This window comes from Epilithonimonas sp. UC225_85, from assembly GCF_042695135.1.
Classification (GTDB): domain Bacteria; phylum Bacteroidota; class Bacteroidia; order Flavobacteriales; family Weeksellaceae; genus Epilithonimonas.
On sequence record NZ_CP170547.1, the window covers coordinates 784,050 to 799,980 of the forward strand.

Genomic DNA, 15,931 nt, shown 5'->3' on the forward strand with positions numbered 1-15,931 from the left:
TTAAAAATTAACATTTATGAGAAAATTTTATTCTTTGGCACTTGCTTTAGTTGCAAGTGTGGCTGTGTCAGCGCAGCTTACCACCCAAGTCGTAAGTCCGGGTGTCTTCAAATTAACTTACGGTGCAGCGAATGATTATTCGTTTTATGATCCGGGATTCCAGGTTCCTACTTTTTATGTTCATACCTGGATTCTTTCTGCGGACAACTCTGCGAATGTTTCTTACGATGATGCCTGGAGCAATTCTAATGTTACAATGAATTGGGATTCTACGGCAAATGCCTATGTAGGAACAATTAATCTAAATACAAAAATGTTCACCAACAGCAATAATAAAGTGAATGCAGGTACTACTGTTCAAAAAGTAGGAATTGTGTTCAAGGATCAGCAAAATGGTGCTACAAAACAATCCGGGGATTCTTCTGTACAAGGACCAACCACGCTTCCGACTTTGGCTGTTTCTGATGCTGATAACGGAAAAGTAAAATCTCAGGTAGCTGCTGGAAAATTATTCACCTCTGCGAAAGGAAACATAGACCTTACGGTTTTTGACTTCGGCGGAAAAGTGATCAAAACCTTAAAAGTAAATGCAAACGGAAGTCCAATCGAATTGAATCTTTCTCAAAAAGGATTGTATCTGGTTAAGATTTCTGGCAACAACGTTTCTGAAGTTGTAAAATTTGCTTATTAGACCTTAATTATTCATATCAAATTCAAAAGGCTGCCGTAAAAGCAGCCTTTTATATTTTCTATAACATCAAAAATTATGTAGTTTTGTGCCAAATGAATTTTGAATATTATATATATCAATATCTTCTGAAGCATCAAAAAGCAGAAGTTCCGGATTTTGGGGTTTTCGAACTTACAAAAGAATCTGCAAAAATTGATGCAGAGAATTCCATCATTATTCCGCCAAAAGAAGTGGTAACCTTCCAATATCAGCCGTTTGTTGTTGATAATCAACTGGCAAAATATATTGCAGACGAGACCAATTCTAATATTTTCATCATACAGACGAATCTTAAAAATGAGGTCGCCAAATGGTTTCAAAAATTACAGCAGAAAAATACTCTTCACCTTGAAAATCTTGGGCAGTTTCAGTTGGATGAACACGATAAAGTTATCAAGATAACAGATAATAACGCCGATGTTTTTGGACTGGAAGAGATTAATCTTCAAAATCTAAAATCTTTTAAATCCAGAAAAACGATTATTTCCGGAGATTACAGTTTCAATAAAAAAGTGATTTGGACATTCCTCGCAATCGTTATATTGGGAAGCGTTTCACTTTTTCTTTTTGGAGATCAGCAATTGATCTTTGGAAAATCTTCTCAGATCCCGACAAAGAAAATTGTCAAAAGAGTAGCACCTAAAAAAATTGTAACAATTCCGAAACAGGACTCAATTAAAAAAGATAGTATAAAACCGATAAAGAATGCACACATCCAAAAAATCAATAGATAGCCTTACCGTAATGACGAATATCGTTTTACCCAACGAAACCAATTCGTTAAGAAATTTATTCGGGGGCGAATTATTGTCAAGAATGGATCGCGCGGCATCTATCTCAGCCACCAGACACAGCGAAACCAGAGTGGTTACAGCTTCTGTAAATCACGTTTCTTTCGATCATCCGATCCCGGAAGGCGGGATTGTAGTTCTCGAATCCAAAGTTTCCAGAGCATTTTCTACTTCTATGGAAATCTATGTGGATGTTTGGCTGGACGACCCGATTAACCAAAAGAAAATTCATACCAACTCAGGTATTTATACTTTCGTAGCGATAGATATCGACGGAAAACCGGCGAAAGTACCGGAATTAGTGCCTGAAACCGAGTTGGAAATAGAACGTTTTGAAGCCGCAAAAAGAAGAAAAGAATTATCATTGATCCTTTCCGGAAGAATGAAACCAACAGATTCTGTAGAACTTAAAAAATTATTCTTAGGAGAGTAATTATAAGTATAGACGGGCTTTTTTTAGCTCGTTTTTTATAATAACAATATTAATCTAATCTCTAAAGCCTAACCTCCAACTTATGTCTTTTATGAAAATCCTACAGCTCGATAAAAATCATCAGTTAATTTCTGAACAGCTTACTGCAAAAGGTTTTGTAGTGGAGGAAGATCATGTTTCAACTTATGATGAGGTCTTGGAAAAGATTCATAACTATGAGGGTGTCATCATCCGAAGCAGAATCCCATTAGATGAAAATTTCCTTACTAAAGCTTCTCACCTCAAATTCATTGCGAGAGTAGGAGCCGGAATGGAAAATATCGATCTCGAAACTGCAGAACAATTAAATATCAAACTCATTAACTCTCCGGAAGGCAACCGCGATTCTGTAGCGGAACACGTTGTCGGGATGCTATTGATTTTGATGAACAGACTTTTCATTGCGTCCAACGAAGTAAAAAATGGAATCTGGAAACGTGAAGAAAACCGCGGTGATGAATTGGTGGGAAAAACTTTCGGAATCATCGGTTACGGAAATATGGGAAAAGCCACGGCTAAAAGGCTTTCCGGTTTTGGCGTTGAGGTTATTTTTCATGATATTTTACCAGATCTTTCTGATGAATTTGCAACGCAGGTTTGCTTAGAAGAACTTCAGAAAAGAGCTGATATTCTAAGCCTTCATATTCCTCTGACTCCGGAAACGCATTATTTGATTGATGAAAATTTCATTTCTAAGATGGAAAAGAATTTCTATTTCGTCAATACAGCCCGAGGGAAAAATTTAAAAACTAAAGCTTTAGTACAAGCAATTGAGTCTGGAAAAGTCTTGGGCGCTTGTCTCGATGTTTTGGAATATGAAAAGTCATCATTTGAAAATTTGGAGACAGAAAATCAGGATTTACAATTTCTTTTGGATTCTGAAAAAGTGATTGTTACGCCGCATATCGCAGGCTGGACCAGTCAAAGTAAGATCAAACTTGCTCAGATCATCGTAGATAAAATTCTTGAGAATTTTAAAAACTAACTTCTATATTTAACTAATCAACCAAAACTAAAACTAAAACTATGAAGAAATTGCTGCTAATTTTTATCTTATTGATTGGAGTAAGCTTTATGAATGCTCAAAATGTTGAGTTTGATGATTCAAAATTTAAAGCATATTTAGTGGGAAATGCTCAGATTAACACTAATGGAGACAATGAGATACAGATTTCCGAAGCAGAAGCATTTACCGGAACTATTGATTGTAATAGCAGAAATATTACAAGTTTAAAGGGAATCGAAAAATTTTTAAATATTACTGAATTAATTTGCTATTCTAATTCATTACCTTATTTGATCCTGAACGAAAACAAAAAATTAACTAAAATAAATTGCTATAATAATAAAATCACTGCTATAAATATCATTAACAATATTGCTTTAACGGAATTGATATGTGTTAATAATCTGATTGATTTTATAGACACGAGTAATAATGTAGGTTTAAAATACTTGTATTCTAGTCAAAACCAATATTTGTCTAATCTCAATTTGACTAATAATACGGCTCTTGAACTTTTATATGTTAGTAGTACGGCAATAACATCTTTAAATTTAACTCAAAATAAGTCTTTGAAATCATTAGACATATCTTCGAATCAAATAACTAATATTAATCTCTCTGAAAATATAAACTTAGAGTTGCTATCTTGTGGAATGACTTATATGACAAATATAGATTTAAGCAAAAATGTAAAATTGAAAAACTTGTATTGTTTTGATAATTTACAAATGACAAATCTAGATGTGAGTAAAAATATTGAGTTAATAGAATTAAGTTGTCAGAGAAATGGAATCACCCATCTTGATGTAAGCAAAAATACAGTGTTACAAAAACTATATTGTCAGGAAAATCAATTAACAAATTTAGATGTCAGTAAAAATACTTCTCTAATAGAATTCTCTTGTTTTGGGAATAAAATAACAACTATTGATGTCAGTAAAAATCCGGCATTAACATTATTTAGCGTTAGAGATAATCAATTAAATACTCTGAATGTTAAAAATGGGAACAACAATTTAATCTCAATATTCAGAGCAACCAATAATCCAAACCTGACTTGTATCCAGGTTGATAATCCTACAGCGAGTGCTGGTTATCCCGATTGGCAGAAAGATGCAACAGCAACTTACAATATAAACTGTGGTTTATCGGTTTTAGATTTAAATAGAAATGAAATAATCTTACATCCAAATCCAGTAATAGATATTCTTAATTTTTCAGATGATGTTTCAAATATTAAGATCACTGATATAAGTGGAAAAATGGTAAAACAGCTTCCCGAAACTTTGAAATCCATCAATGTTTCAAATCTTACAAAAGGAAATTATATCATTAATGTTACTACAAAAACAGGGGACGCTATAAATAAAAAATTCATCAAACAATAACCCATTATTTTTACCGATATAATTGCCCTTTTAGATTTCAAATTCTAAAAGGGTTCTTTTTTTAACATTTCTTAAGACAATTACTTTCGGTCAAAATTTCATTTTATGTTAACTTGCGAACCTTAAAGAAGTTTGGTTATAATGAATTTTAGAAAAGTAATTACATCGGTTTTAATTGTTTTATCAGTCGTTTCTTGTAAAAAAGAAAAAGAATCTGCATCAGAAACCTACGACTCCAAACTTCCCAATTACAGCAATGTAGATCTCGAAAAAGTCTTTACACCGGAAGAATTAACTTTACCTAATCAAGCTTCTATTTTATCGCAAATCAATAATTACTATCAAAAAGTTTGGGAACAAGGCGATCTCAGCGGCGGAATATTGGTGGCAAAAGGCAGCAGAATTATCTTCGAAAAATACCGGGGATTTGGCAGAGAGGGAAAACAAATGCCAATTGATGAAAATACACCTCTGCACGTAGCCTCTGTCAGTAAAACAATGACGGCAATGGCAGTTTTAAAGCTAGTAGAAGCCGGAAAACTGAAACTCGAAGATAACGTTACCAAGTTTTTCCCGAAATTCCCTTATACGGAAATCACCGTTTTTAGTCTGTTGTCCCAAAGAAGCGGACTTCCAAAATACGAACATTTTGATCAGGGCATAAAACCCGCACCGGAAGAACTTAAAAAAGAATTTTTGACCAATCAGGATGTTGTAAATATGCTGATCAAATACAAACCGGAATTGGCGCGGTTATCCAACACCGGATTTATGTATTGTAATACTAATTTTGCGTTATTAGCTTTGATTGTAGAAAAAGTGACCAAAACACCTTTTCCCGAAGCAATGCAAGAGATTGTCTTCAAACCTTTGAAGATGAATCACACTTACATCTTTCAGAAAAAGAATATTCCGACAGCGTCTCAATCATTTTTCAGTGGTTACAGACTTTATCCGTTAGGTAATTTGGATTTGATTTACGGCGATAAAAATGTTTACACAACGCCGAGAGATTTGCTTAATTTTTCCGTTGCGTTATATTCCAAAGATTTTCTGAAACCTGAACTTGAAGCCAAAATCTTCGAACCTTACAGCAACGAGAAAAAAGGAATCAACAATTATGGTTTCGGATTCCGGATGAAAAATTTTGATAACGGCGAAAAACTCACTTATCACAACGGCTGGTGGCACGGAACCAACTCGGTTTTTGCGCATCTTCTAAAATCAAAGGTCACCATCATTGCTATCGGAAACAAATATTCCGGGAAAGTCTATTCCGCTTTATCACTTTCTGGCTTGTTTGAGGATTTCCCTTTCGAAAAAGATAAATTCAATAAAACAATGAATCCCGTTGGAGCCGGCGAAAAAGATTCGGCATCTGCAGGCAACGGCGAGTTGTAGAATTAAGGTAAAATATGGAAATAAGAAGACAATTAACTTTATTTTTGGATGAAGAATATGCTTCAGAAATTGAGAGTATTCGTCTTCAATTTAATCCTGTACAATATCGATTGATAAAGTCTCACGTCACCTTATGCAGGGAAGATGAAATCGGAAATTTCCAGCAAATTTTAGATAATATTCATTCTTTAAAACAGAGACTTATTACAATTAATTTTGAAAAAATAGTCAGATTCTCAGAAGGGAAAGGCGTTTTGATTTCTGCTCATCAAAATAATCCGGAATATCACGACTTGAGAAGAAATATCTTATTAAGTGATAAAATTAGATTCTCTGAACCTCATATTACATTGATGCATCCAAGAAATTCAACTTGTACAGATGAAATATTTGATGAAATTAAGAAACTTGATTTTCTGAAAAAAATTAGATTCAATACAATATCTCTTATCGAACAAGTTGATGGTGGGGAATGGAAAACATTACAAAAATTTAAACTTTAATACAAAATTTAAATAAAATAATTTTCAATTTATAATATTGATTATCAGAACTTTAATAATAATTAGAGTTCTTTTTTTATATTTGATGTAATAATTGTTACATTACAGATGTCTTACTTTTAAACAACCAGGAAATCTTAGGGTTCAAAACTTAAAACTTTGAATCTCAAACTTAAAACAGAATCAATGACTCAAGAAATATTTCAATCAACGGTTTACAGTCTCAAGAATGAGATGTTCCGTTTTGCGAAAAAGTTTCTGATGAGTGCAGATGAAGCCGAAGATGTCGTGATGGATCTGATGATGAAGTTCTGGCAGAAGAAAGAAGAATTGACAGTAGTCGAAAATCTGAAAAGTTTCGCAATGAGAAGTGTAAAAAATGAATGTCTGAACCGCCTGAAACACCACGAAGTGAAATTGGGATTTGCCAGCCAGACCAAACATACTTCGGAACTTTATCAGATCGAAACAAATAATATGAGAGAGCAGATTTTAGGATTCATCTCCCAACTGCCCGAGAAACAAAAAATGGTCATTCACCTGAAAGATGTGGAAGAATATGAGATCTCAGAAATCGCAGGAATAATGGAAATGGAAGAAAATGCAGTCCGCGTGAATCTGATGAGAGCAAGACAAAAAGTGAAAGAATCAATTAACAAACTCTATGCGTATGAAAACCGACAAATACAAGGATTGGGAATCTAAATTCTTTGAAGGCGAAGAGCTAACGCCGGAAGAAGAGTTGTTCCTGAAAAATGAAAGCGACAACCCATATTTCTCATTCCTGAAAGAAGAGAAACAGGAAAAACTAGATATCAGCTTTGAAGATTTTTTGAAGAAAACGGAAGAACCGAAAAGAGTTGCACTTCCAGTTAAGAAAACATCTTATAAAGTATACTGGATGGCTGCAAGTATGGTTTTATTAATGGGAATCAGTGTTTTGTGGATGTTCAATCAATCAGGAAAAATAGAAACGACAGTTGCTAAAAATAATGATGTTCCTAAAAAACGAAATATAGAACTAATCTCACCAATCGCAGAAAAAATTGAACAAACGTCAGCACCGAAAGCAGTTTTAGCAGCTCAGGAAAGTCAGAAAGCTCATCAAGCTACAAATGAAAAAGTGGTGAAAGATCTTGTCAAAAAAGAATTTGAAAAACTGATGGCTCAACAAGAGAATTCAACAAAAAAAGAAGAAAAGCAGATCGAGGTTCCGGCAGAATCTATTTCAGATTATAACCCGAATTATGTGATCATCAATGGCAAACCGATGTATAACGAACAAGAAGCTATTGCGGTTACAGAGAATGCTTTTAATTATTTTGCAAGTAACGTTACCCAAACCATAAATCACGCAGAATCTGCTCAGAATCAAGTCGATTTTTACAGGATTCTTAATTATTAATTTTAAATCAAATGCGGTCGCTACTGAAAATATTTTCAAACTAGATCTAATCAAAATGGCGATTACAAGAGACCTTAAACCAATCAAATATTATCATGAAAAAAATATCAATATTACTCGTACTATTTCTACTGTCCACTAATATTTTTGGACAAACAGAAGAACTCAATAAGCTCTTTGACAGATACCAGGATACAGAAGGCGTTACGTCTATCAAAATCGCAAAACCGATGTTCAAGCTTCTGAACAATCTCAAAATTGATGATGCAGAGTTAGGAAAGATCCAGCCGCTTTTAGGAAAAGTAAACGGACTCAAAATGCTTATTCTTGAGAAACCAATTAAATCTGAAAATGCAGATCAAAATGAGCAGAAACTGTTATTGCAGTCCGGCAAAATAGAAAAAGATATTTCGGCCTCTCTCAAAAATATGAAATATGAAGAGCTGGTAACGGTCAACAGCCGTGATGCCAAGATCAAATTTATGGCGCAGGATATTACCGCCAATGTTATGGATAATCTGATTCTTAACATTATGTCGGAAGACAGTTCTGTACTAATGCTGCTGGATGGAAAAATATCGATGGAAGATGTAAGCAACCTAATGGCGGAAACGCAGAATGTGACGTCGGTAAATCCAGTGTCCACCATCACTTCAAATAACATAAATGTCGGCAGTGTAAGAACAGTACCAGCATTCAACGGAATCGAAGTTTCATCTGGCGTGGAAGTGGAATTCAGCCAGAATCCTACACAAAAAGTAACTGTGAAAACAGAAGCTGACAAACAGCAATACGTAATGACAGAGGTAGAGAATGGTATTTTGAAAATCTTTGTCAGAAATAAAGGCGTTCGAAATTTGAATTTTAATAATTTGAAAGTTGAGGTTTCTAATCCTAAACTATCCAGACTTGTGACAAAATCCGGAGCATCTTTCAAAGCAATTACGCCAATCAGCGAATCTACGCTTGCTTTGAGCAGCAATTCTGGCTCATTGGTTTCCGGAACGTTCAAAATCTCTACAAACACTGCTTTGGAAGTAGAGTCAGGATCTAATGTGAAAATTAATCTTGATACAAAATCTATAGCAATTGATGCAAGTAGCGGAAGTTCTTTAAAATTATCAGGGACGGCTAGTACAAGCGTCATCAGCGCAAGCAGCGGAAGCTCAGTTTCTGCGGGAGAATTTGTAACTAAATCAGCGATTGTAGATGCGTCTTCTGGATCCAGTGTCAAAATAAATACCACAGAAAGTGTAACAGCGAGTGCCAGTTCTGCAGCGTCTGTCCAATACAAAGGGAATCCATCGAAAGTGACTAAGTCTGCCCAGGAAGTAACGGGCGCAAGCATCACATCAATTAACTAAAAAAACTTAAAATTATGTTACGATTCATCTACATTATCATTTTGGCGGTTGTCGGGTTTTTTCTTCAGTCGTGTATGGTTTCTCAGAATAAAGTTCACACTGATTTCTTTGATAATCCTGGATTCAAAAATAATTCGACCTATGTTAGCATTAATGTTCCAACGTTCCTTGCAAAGTCTTATGTGAAAAACGCTTTGAGAGAAGATGGTGAAAGCCAAGAAGTTATTGACCTTGTAAAAAAGATTAAAGATGTGAAAGTCTTGATCGTTGAAAGTTCTAAAACGCCAATTAAAGCTGAATTCCAAAACTATCTGAACAAGAATAATTATGAAGAATGGATGTCTGTAAAACAGGAAGGAAATCTGATCAGCCTGAATGCCCAGCAATCCAACGATATCATCAAGCGAATGATAATCACTGTGAATGATGACAAAGACGAAACGATCTTCGTAGATGTATCAGGAAAATTTACTGCGGATGATATTTCAAAAATCATCAATGCCACAGAGAAAAATCAGATCAAAATCAATAGAAATTAATTTTTCAACAGCCACTATTTATTAGTGGTTTTTGTGGTTTTGAGGATTCTTTCCTTTGCATGATTCACAATTTTTTTGATCAATTCCGAAGGTGCTTTTTCTGTCAAAGGAATTTGAATAGCGCCTTTTGAAGTTTTATATTGCGCCAATTCTTTCTCAAGAAATGTTACAGCTTCCGGACCGGGATATAGTCCGATATGATTTCTAAACGCGGCGAAATGAATGAGATTTTTATTCTGAAAAACAAAAGTTGGCATTAGATATTTGATGCATTCTTCGGCTTCCGGAATTTCATTTTTAATTTCAGTTCTGATTGTTTCCAATTTATTTCTGATCTCTTCATCAAATTGAGAAAAGTAATCTTCGAATGTTTTCATCATCAATGTGTATTAATTTAAGTTAAAATGATATACGAGATTTTTTCAGAAATTATCTTCTGAATCTGAAATATTTTGATAATTCATGTTTCCAACCTTTAAAACTGAGATGCCATTTCCATTCCAATTACGGAAAATGTGATTCTATTTTCATCACATCCTAATAAAAGGTATTCTCTTTAAGTGAAAACAGAAGTTTCAGATTACGTCTTTTACCAGACAGAATGGTTTGGAAGATTACTGTATTTTATGGTCAAGTGCAATTGCAAAAGCGATTTCATAATTTGATTCTAGTGTGCTGGATCTAATCAAAAATGAAACCGCTTTCTGTTGGATGAATTATTACAATCACCGGATATGTACAAAGGATTTTTTACGTTCACATTTTCGGACTCGTGCTTTTTGTTTTTATAGTATTCTACCGTTACATAAAACTCCAATTGCTTGGGATCAATTCTCCCTGCATTGCCTTATGCATCAAAGCTTTGGTAAACATAAATTTCCCACAGCGACGCCATTTTCATTTACGCTTTTAGGAGATAGAGTTTCTATAGGTTTGTTGTTGGTATTATGTCCACTTTCTTTGGTGCGTTATTGATTAAATTTCCCCTCTAAATTTTGTGCATCATATTCTTCAAATGTTATTGTTTTAAAGTCTTTTGAAGTATATATATTGTCTGGAATTAATTTATCGGGATCATTTCTATCCGTATATGATTTACCATATTTACTAAGAATAATATTTTTACTTTGATTATCGTATTTAAAGGTTGTATAGCTGTCAATAAAATATTTGCCTCCTCCTTCTTGCTGCTCAATAGTAAAAAAATTATTTTTTATTATTAAATTCCTAAACCCTTCTGCAGGTGTATTAGGCATAAATGTGTAAATAAGATGGTTATTTTTGTAAATTTCAAAAGTATTTCCTCCTTTATTTATTAAAATATAAACTGGCGAGTCTAAAGTTGTTTCATCTTGCTGTGTAAATTCTTTCGTAGGATTAAATATTAATATAACATCACTTAATCCATCTCCGTTCAAATCACACTTTTCATTTTTTATAATCTGATAATTATCTAGTTTCATAGAATCGATGATTTCACTTTCATTTACTAACACATTTTTTGTTGTAGATGAATTGCCGTCTTTAAAGCTCAAATATTTATCGTTTAGAATACTATAAATTAGAAAATTTTCATTTTTATCCTTTTCCAATAGAATATCAATATTTGTCCTTTTTTCATCTTTTCTTCCAAATAACAAAAAGCTTACACTGTATTCATTTTCATTTTTTAATGGTTCAATCTTTAATGTTTTTCTAATTATATTGCCATCATAATCCTGTCCATTTATAAAAGGGTCATAATCTAAAATTAGATTTTCTCCATCAGAACTTAAATCATTAATTTTTTTTAAAACCCTTTCAGAAACATATTTTTTCATTAACTTTTCATCGTTTCTCAGTGTATCATTGCCGTAAAATAATAAATAAAATTCTTTTAGGGTCTTAATAGCCTTTTCAGAATTTTTAATTTTGAAAGTCCCTGTTGAATTCTTGTCAACAGATTTTGTTTCTTGCTTACAGCTTATGAAAGCTGATATAAAAAAGAATAAAATGATTGTTTTTTTCATGAAAATAAATTTGAAATGTTAATTAATATAAACGGAATTATTATTCCTCCCATCTATAAATGGCATATTTCTTATCTACTGAGTATTGAGTGGCTACCCAAAATGATTTTTGTTTAAAATCTGAAACCCAATTTGTCCCATTCCACATTGCTATATGTCCATATGGATGTCCTTTTACGGAACCAAACGTTGCTATATCTCCCTTTTTTAAGGAAATAGAATTCAAATCTGTTCCTATTTTAGTAAAACCATATTTTGATAATTTATCGATATCATAATATTCCGTTGCGTGACCGGATAAATTATCTATTCCTCCAGCATTAATTGCTTGTCTTACATATAAAGCACATTTTCCTTTAGATTTTGCTAATGCATTGCTATCAAGATGAGCAATTGCTGCTTCTATATCATACTTTCCTTTTTTTTCGGATTTACTTTTTGAAATTATTGTCTTTGTTAATTTACACTCATCAATCTTAAAAACTTTTGAAGTTATATTATTAAAGTTTCTTTTTTTACCTGCATAATCTACATCATTTCCTATAGTTCGAGAAAGTACATCTTCATCTCTTTGCCCGTTAGATTTTTTATCTCCTCCATGATTTTTCCAATAACCCATTGATGTTAAAACAGCAATTTTAACTTCATTAACTTTATCTGGATTTATTAGAATATCTATATTTTCTTCCTTTAAAGTATACTTATTAACTGCATCATAATTTCCTCTCCCTGTTAACTGAACCAAGCCTCTTCCTCTGAATTTCCAACCATCTCCAGTTTGTGTATTTCCCAATTTTTCTTTAGCTGATCTATTTTTATCATCGTAAACTAAATTTGCAATCATTTCATAATTAGCTTTTTGAATACCTCCATCGCCATATTTATTTAAATCTTTTCTTCCGTATAAGTTTGCCTCTGCTGGATTTCTCTTAAAATACGAAAAAGGACCTGATTTCCAAGTTCCAGATATGTAATGTCCTCCATTTATTAGATCTTTCACCCAACCAGTTCCTGAAACATAATCACCATCTTTGAGTCTTCTTGTAGAATAATCTAAACTTTCCCCATGCCTTAGAGTAAAAGAAGAACCTACTTCTATTGACGCTTGTGCGAAAAAATGTGCTTTATTCCAACAAGTATTCATATTTAAATTTTTCATATAATTATTGTAAGCAGTTGATGCTTCTTTCAGAGTTGTGTCACTTGCATTTGTAAATATCTTTTTCAGTTCTTCTACTGTAATATCTTTATTGCAATTTGGACACTTTCCATCCTCTTTTTTATCCTCCTCTTTCTTCTCCACCTTCGGTGCACTTCCAACACTGCTTGCACTTTTCCCTTCCGGTTTCTGTCTTGTCGGCTCTTGCTCTTTTTTTATAGTTCCCTTACTTTCCCACCAATCCCAGAGTTCTTTCCCGGCATCCGCTATTTTGTCGCCAATGCCTTTTTCTTCTTTTTTAGAAATAGGTTTCTGTTCTGCCGGTGATCCTTTGGCTTTTGGGATTCTTGGCTCGGGTAGTTTCGTGACTATTGGCGGCGGTACAACGCCCGGTGTCCAGTACAAAGGATTTTTCACGTTCACATTTTCGGAATCGTGCTTTTTGTTTTTATAATATTCTACCGTTACATAAAACTCCAATTGCTTAGGATCAAATTCTCCCTGCATTGCCTTTTGCATCAAGGCTTTGGTAAGTACAAATTCTCCCACAGCAACGCCATTTTCATTTACTCTTTTAGGAGGCAGAGTTTCGATAGGTTTATTGTTGGGATTATGTCCACTTCCTTTGGCATCGTCTTCCCAAAGGGTAAATGTCACTTCTTTATAAAACATATTGACGCAATAGGCTCTTGCTCTCAGTTTTTCCATAAAGCTGAACGTGCTGCCTCTTTTATCATCTACATAAAAAAGTTCTACTTTGCTTATTTGTGGGATTTTATTTTGTTTAGGCGTAATTATCAGCCCGCCTCCTTCCGGCTTATGAAGATAAGCTTCCAGGCGGTAAGTATTCCCTAAAGACGCTTCTCCAAATGTAAAACTGCTGTCACCTTTTTTCCGGATATTGGTTGTGGTAAAAGTTCCATTTCTTCTTTTTCTGAATAATTCCCATGTTACCTGAGATAGATTGCGCTCAGATTGTGGGGTCGAGGGATACCAATCTGCGACATGATAGATATGTTTTTCTCCGACTATGGGAGATATATTTCCTGACACCGCTGAAACTCCTGTTTTTGACATACTTTTTCTATTTAATATTACCAGGTTCGTTTTCGGTTTCATTTACTTCTTCCTGAAACTCCTCAAAATTCATCACCGGATTGTAAATGTGCTGTTCCCGTGCGTCAGCTTTTTTCACCTGACTTTTCCCGGCTTCGCTTTGTTGTCCGTGTTTCAAAATGGTAATTTTACCGCCTGTGGTGCACATCAGCTCAGACATTTCTGTGAGGCAGCTTTTGCCCATTACCTTTACTTTTTCATAAGGTTTCTGCCATTTTCCCGCTGGCGCAAATGCACAAGGAAGATAACCACCGGACGAAGGCTTCAGTTTACAGTTACCAAATGGCATCGCAGGAGGGTCAAACGTCAAATCATCTTCGGTCACGGCAAGATAATCGGCTTGTCCGTCTGCATCATTCCAATAATGTTTTTGGTGGCTGGTCACTTTTAGTTTGGGAAACTTGAAACCCTGGCTGCACTGGCACATCCCTTTTTGGATGACAAAATATTTTCCATCATGTTCACTAGGACTGCTTTCAGTTTGCTGTTCTTTTTTCTGCTCTTTAGATTCTTCCTGCTTTTCTTTGGAAGTTCCTTCTGCTTCGCCCTCATCATAACCGTTCATGGGATCAATCACTTCTTCTTTCAGATATTTTTGATCTTCGGGAATCAGGATTTCTTTTCCGGGAATCGCATCGTGTCCCAGCAAATCTTCTAATGGACAATAGATATTGTGATATGAACGGAGTGTCTGAGCATCTTTCACGCAGAATTGCTCAGCAATGGAGCTTAAAGAATCTCCTTTTTGCACGGTATATTTTTTCATCAGATTGTGTGTTTTATTAATCGATCAAAGTGTTAAACTTTTGCTTTATGTTTTCTTTTGCTATCAGTTTCAGATTATATTTCCTGTAAAATTCTTCATTATGAAAAAGCATAATGCTGGCTTCCACATTTTTTAATTGTTTAGTTTCTTTATTAGTTGTATAATGTAATTCTAAATCACCCTTTAATTTGTCTTCCGGTGATTCATCAAATTTTACTCCCTTCAATAATTCCTGTAAACTGCATTCTTCTGCAATTTTTCCTTTAATAATAGTTTCTACAGTCTCGGGATTTTCAAAGTTATATTCGCAATGGAATAGGCATTTTACGGGAAACGAGTTGGGGATCACATAAAAATTTTCTTTCCATTCAGTTTTTCTATGAAACCAGTCCATTTTCGGAAATAAAACCTGATACAATAGAGCAGAGCTGAATTGTTTCAATAGATAATTCTCATCAATGAGATTCTCATAAAATTGATTAAAATGGACTGTAGAAATTTCGCCGGTGAAAAACGACTCCAAGTCAGGCCGTTTGTTCTCGAATTTTTTAATCAGTTCTTTATGGTCATCAAAACCATTTATTTTCCCTTGTGCCGGAACAGAAAATTTAATTGGCGAAATGCTTTCCGTACAGGCAAGAGAGAGCATGCTGATTTTATCATCAGGAGTCTGTCCGTGCTTTTTGAAACCGGAAGTTTGTATCTCCGCTACAAATCCTTTATCTTTTGTTTCCTGAAGCGAAACAGATGTTGAATAATTAATTTCTATATCTTCTTTATCAATCTGCTCAATTCGTTCTGTAACTTTATAATTCGAAGCGTAAAATCCAGCCGTTAAATAGAGTGAGGGAAGACCACTGGCTAAAGATAATTCTTTTTGATTTTTCTGGATTTCTATAATTCTTTCACGTGGAGGAATAAAAATTTCAGAGAGTCCATTCAGGTTATATTCTATAAGATTTTTTAAATCAGAATACGTATTATGATAGCGCTTTAATTCTTCTGCGGAAATTCCAAATTGTTCAGCAACGGAGTCAAGAGTGTCTCCATACTTAATTTCATAAGTAGAAATACTAATGTTCATTTGTGTTTTTGTTTTTATAAAAGTACAAAAAAACTTAAATAAATCTGTGCAGGGTTTGATTTTATAAAAAAATGAATATTATTCTGAGAATGACTTATTTCTATACTTGTTACTAGCTTCATACAAAGAATGAGTAATCTTTCCGCAGCAATAATTGTTTTATGCAATACCATTAGCACAATTAGTTGCCCCATTGAT

General features: G+C 34.1%; 16 protein-coding genes. 11 read left to right on the forward strand and 5 right to left on the reverse strand.

Annotation, left to right across the window (positions count from 1 at the left end):
• Positions 1–16 precede the first annotated feature (16 nt).
• The 11 genes from ACFJGY_RS03770 to ACFJGY_RS03820 all read left to right on the forward strand — a co-directional run bounded on the left by ACFJGY_RS03770 (position 17) and on the right by ACFJGY_RS03820 (position 9,599).
• Positions 17–691, forward strand: coding sequence for a T9SS type A sorting domain-containing protein (locus tag ACFJGY_RS03770; protein ID WP_379968280.1), 675 nt, complete (start codon positions 17–19; stop codon positions 689–691).
• Positions 692–783: 92 nt separating this feature from the next.
• Positions 784–1,464 (forward strand): hypothetical protein, encoded by a 681-nt coding sequence (locus ACFJGY_RS03775; protein ID WP_379968282.1) that lies wholly within the window; start codon positions 784–786, stop codon positions 1,462–1,464.
• Positions 1,436–1,954 (forward strand): acyl-CoA thioesterase, encoded by a 519-nt coding sequence (locus ACFJGY_RS03780; protein WP_379968284.1) that lies wholly within the window; start codon positions 1,436–1,438, stop codon positions 1,952–1,954. Before ACFJGY_RS03775 ends, ACFJGY_RS03780 begins: the two co-directional genes overlap by 29 nt.
• A 91-nt stretch (positions 1,955–2,045) precedes the next feature.
• A complete protein-coding gene (locus ACFJGY_RS03785) occupies positions 2,046–2,978 on the forward strand; it encodes a 2-hydroxyacid dehydrogenase (protein WP_379968286.1) in 933 nt (310 codons plus the stop codon).
• Positions 2,979–3,019: 41 nt separating this feature from the next.
• On the forward strand, positions 3,020–4,387 hold the full coding sequence (locus tag ACFJGY_RS03790) for a T9SS type A sorting domain-containing protein (protein ID WP_379968288.1): 1,368 nt from the start codon (positions 3,020–3,022) through the stop codon (positions 4,385–4,387).
• Between the two features lie 141 nt (positions 4,388–4,528).
• Positions 4,529–5,788 carry a serine hydrolase domain-containing protein gene (locus ACFJGY_RS03795; RefSeq protein ID WP_379968290.1) on the forward strand — a complete coding sequence of 420 codons (1,260 nt, stop codon included), beginning with the start codon at positions 4,529–4,531 and terminating at the stop codon, positions 5,786–5,788.
• A gap of 14 nt (positions 5,789–5,802) precedes the next feature.
• A complete protein-coding gene (locus ACFJGY_RS03800) occupies positions 5,803–6,291 on the forward strand; it encodes a hypothetical protein (protein ID WP_379968292.1) in 489 nt (162 codons plus the stop codon).
• 186 nt (positions 6,292–6,477) lie between these two features.
• A complete protein-coding gene (locus tag ACFJGY_RS03805; RefSeq protein WP_379968294.1) occupies positions 6,478–6,996 on the forward strand; it encodes an RNA polymerase sigma factor in 519 nt (172 codons plus the stop codon).
• Positions 6,962–7,696 (forward strand): hypothetical protein, encoded by a 735-nt coding sequence (locus tag ACFJGY_RS03810; protein WP_379968296.1) that lies wholly within the window; start codon positions 6,962–6,964, stop codon positions 7,694–7,696. The genes ACFJGY_RS03805 and ACFJGY_RS03810 overlap by 35 nt, the downstream gene beginning before the upstream one ends.
• A 95-nt stretch (positions 7,697–7,791) precedes the next feature.
• Positions 7,792–9,060: a GIN domain-containing protein gene (locus ACFJGY_RS03815; RefSeq protein ID WP_379968298.1), complete on the forward strand. Its 1,269-nt coding sequence runs from the start codon at positions 7,792–7,794 to the stop codon at positions 9,058–9,060.
• A gap of 14 nt (positions 9,061–9,074) precedes the next feature.
• A complete protein-coding gene (locus ACFJGY_RS03820; RefSeq protein WP_379968300.1) occupies positions 9,075–9,599 on the forward strand; it encodes a DUF4252 domain-containing protein in 525 nt (174 codons plus the stop codon).
• Positions 9,600–9,613: 14 nt separating this feature from the next.
• On the opposite strand, the gene ACFJGY_RS03825 is transcribed toward ACFJGY_RS03820, so the two are convergent.
• From ACFJGY_RS03825 to ACFJGY_RS03845, 5 genes are all read right to left on the reverse strand, one after another.
• Positions 9,614–9,979: an iron chaperone gene (locus tag ACFJGY_RS03825; RefSeq protein ID WP_379968302.1), complete on the reverse strand. Its 366-nt coding sequence runs from the start codon at positions 9,977–9,979 to the stop codon at positions 9,614–9,616.
• Positions 9,980–10,567: 588 nt separating this feature from the next.
• Complete coding sequence (locus ACFJGY_RS03830; RefSeq protein ID WP_379968304.1) at positions 10,568–11,608, reverse strand: DUF3828 domain-containing protein; 1,041 nt, start codon at positions 11,606–11,608, stop codon at positions 10,568–10,570.
• A 40-nt stretch (positions 11,609–11,648) separates the two neighbouring features.
• A complete protein-coding gene (locus ACFJGY_RS03835; RefSeq protein ID WP_379968306.1) occupies positions 11,649–13,844 on the reverse strand; it encodes a glycoside hydrolase family 19 protein in 2,196 nt (731 codons plus the stop codon).
• Between the two features lie 7 nt (positions 13,845–13,851).
• Positions 13,852–14,649 (reverse strand): PAAR-like protein, encoded by a 798-nt coding sequence (locus ACFJGY_RS03840; RefSeq protein WP_379968308.1) that lies wholly within the window; start codon positions 14,647–14,649, stop codon positions 13,852–13,854.
• A gap of 16 nt (positions 14,650–14,665) precedes the next feature.
• A complete protein-coding gene (locus ACFJGY_RS03845) occupies positions 14,666–15,733 on the reverse strand; it encodes a LysM peptidoglycan-binding domain-containing protein (protein ID WP_379968310.1) in 1,068 nt (355 codons plus the stop codon).
• Between the last annotated feature and the right edge of the window lie 198 nt (positions 15,734–15,931).

What these genes read in the sequence shown, in the direction of transcription:
- ACFJGY_RS03800 (WP_379968292.1), top strand. Translation starts at nt 5,803, where the DNA reads ATGGAAATAAGAAGACAATTAACTTTATTTTTGGATGAAGAATATGCT.
- ACFJGY_RS03835 (WP_379968306.1), bottom strand. Translation starts at nt 13,844, where the DNA reads ATGTCAAAAACAGGAGTTTCAGCGGTGTCAGGAAATATATCTCCCATA.
- ACFJGY_RS03790 (WP_379968288.1), top strand. Translation starts at nt 3,020, where the DNA reads ATGAAGAAATTGCTGCTAATTTTTATCTTATTGATTGGAGTAAGCTTT.
- ACFJGY_RS03825 (WP_379968302.1), bottom strand. Translation starts at nt 9,979, where the DNA reads ATGATGAAAACATTCGAAGATTACTTTTCTCAATTTGATGAAGAGATC.
- ACFJGY_RS03785 (WP_379968286.1), top strand. Translation starts at nt 2,046, where the DNA reads ATGAAAATCCTACAGCTCGATAAAAATCATCAGTTAATTTCTGAACAG.
- ACFJGY_RS03815 (WP_379968298.1), top strand. Translation starts at nt 7,792, where the DNA reads ATGAAAAAAATATCAATATTACTCGTACTATTTCTACTGTCCACTAAT.
- ACFJGY_RS03810 (WP_379968296.1), top strand. Translation starts at nt 6,962, where the DNA reads ATGAAAACCGACAAATACAAGGATTGGGAATCTAAATTCTTTGAAGGC.
- ACFJGY_RS03830 (WP_379968304.1), bottom strand. Translation starts at nt 11,608, where the DNA reads ATGAAAAAAACAATCATTTTATTCTTTTTTATATCAGCTTTCATAAGC.
- ACFJGY_RS03775 (WP_379968282.1), top strand. Translation starts at nt 784, where the DNA reads ATGAATTTTGAATATTATATATATCAATATCTTCTGAAGCATCAAAAA.
- ACFJGY_RS03780 (WP_379968284.1), top strand. Translation starts at nt 1,436, where the DNA reads ATGCACACATCCAAAAAATCAATAGATAGCCTTACCGTAATGACGAAT.
- ACFJGY_RS03805 (WP_379968294.1), top strand. Translation starts at nt 6,478, where the DNA reads ATGACTCAAGAAATATTTCAATCAACGGTTTACAGTCTCAAGAATGAG.
- ACFJGY_RS03770 (WP_379968280.1), top strand. Translation starts at nt 17, where the DNA reads ATGAGAAAATTTTATTCTTTGGCACTTGCTTTAGTTGCAAGTGTGGCT.
- ACFJGY_RS03820 (WP_379968300.1), top strand. Translation starts at nt 9,075, where the DNA reads ATGTTACGATTCATCTACATTATCATTTTGGCGGTTGTCGGGTTTTTT.
- ACFJGY_RS03840 (WP_379968308.1), bottom strand. Translation starts at nt 14,649, where the DNA reads ATGAAAAAATATACCGTGCAAAAAGGAGATTCTTTAAGCTCCATTGCT.
- ACFJGY_RS03795 (WP_379968290.1), top strand. Translation starts at nt 4,529, where the DNA reads ATGAATTTTAGAAAAGTAATTACATCGGTTTTAATTGTTTTATCAGTC.
- ACFJGY_RS03845 (WP_379968310.1), bottom strand. Translation starts at nt 15,733, where the DNA reads ATGAACATTAGTATTTCTACTTATGAAATTAAGTATGGAGACACTCTT.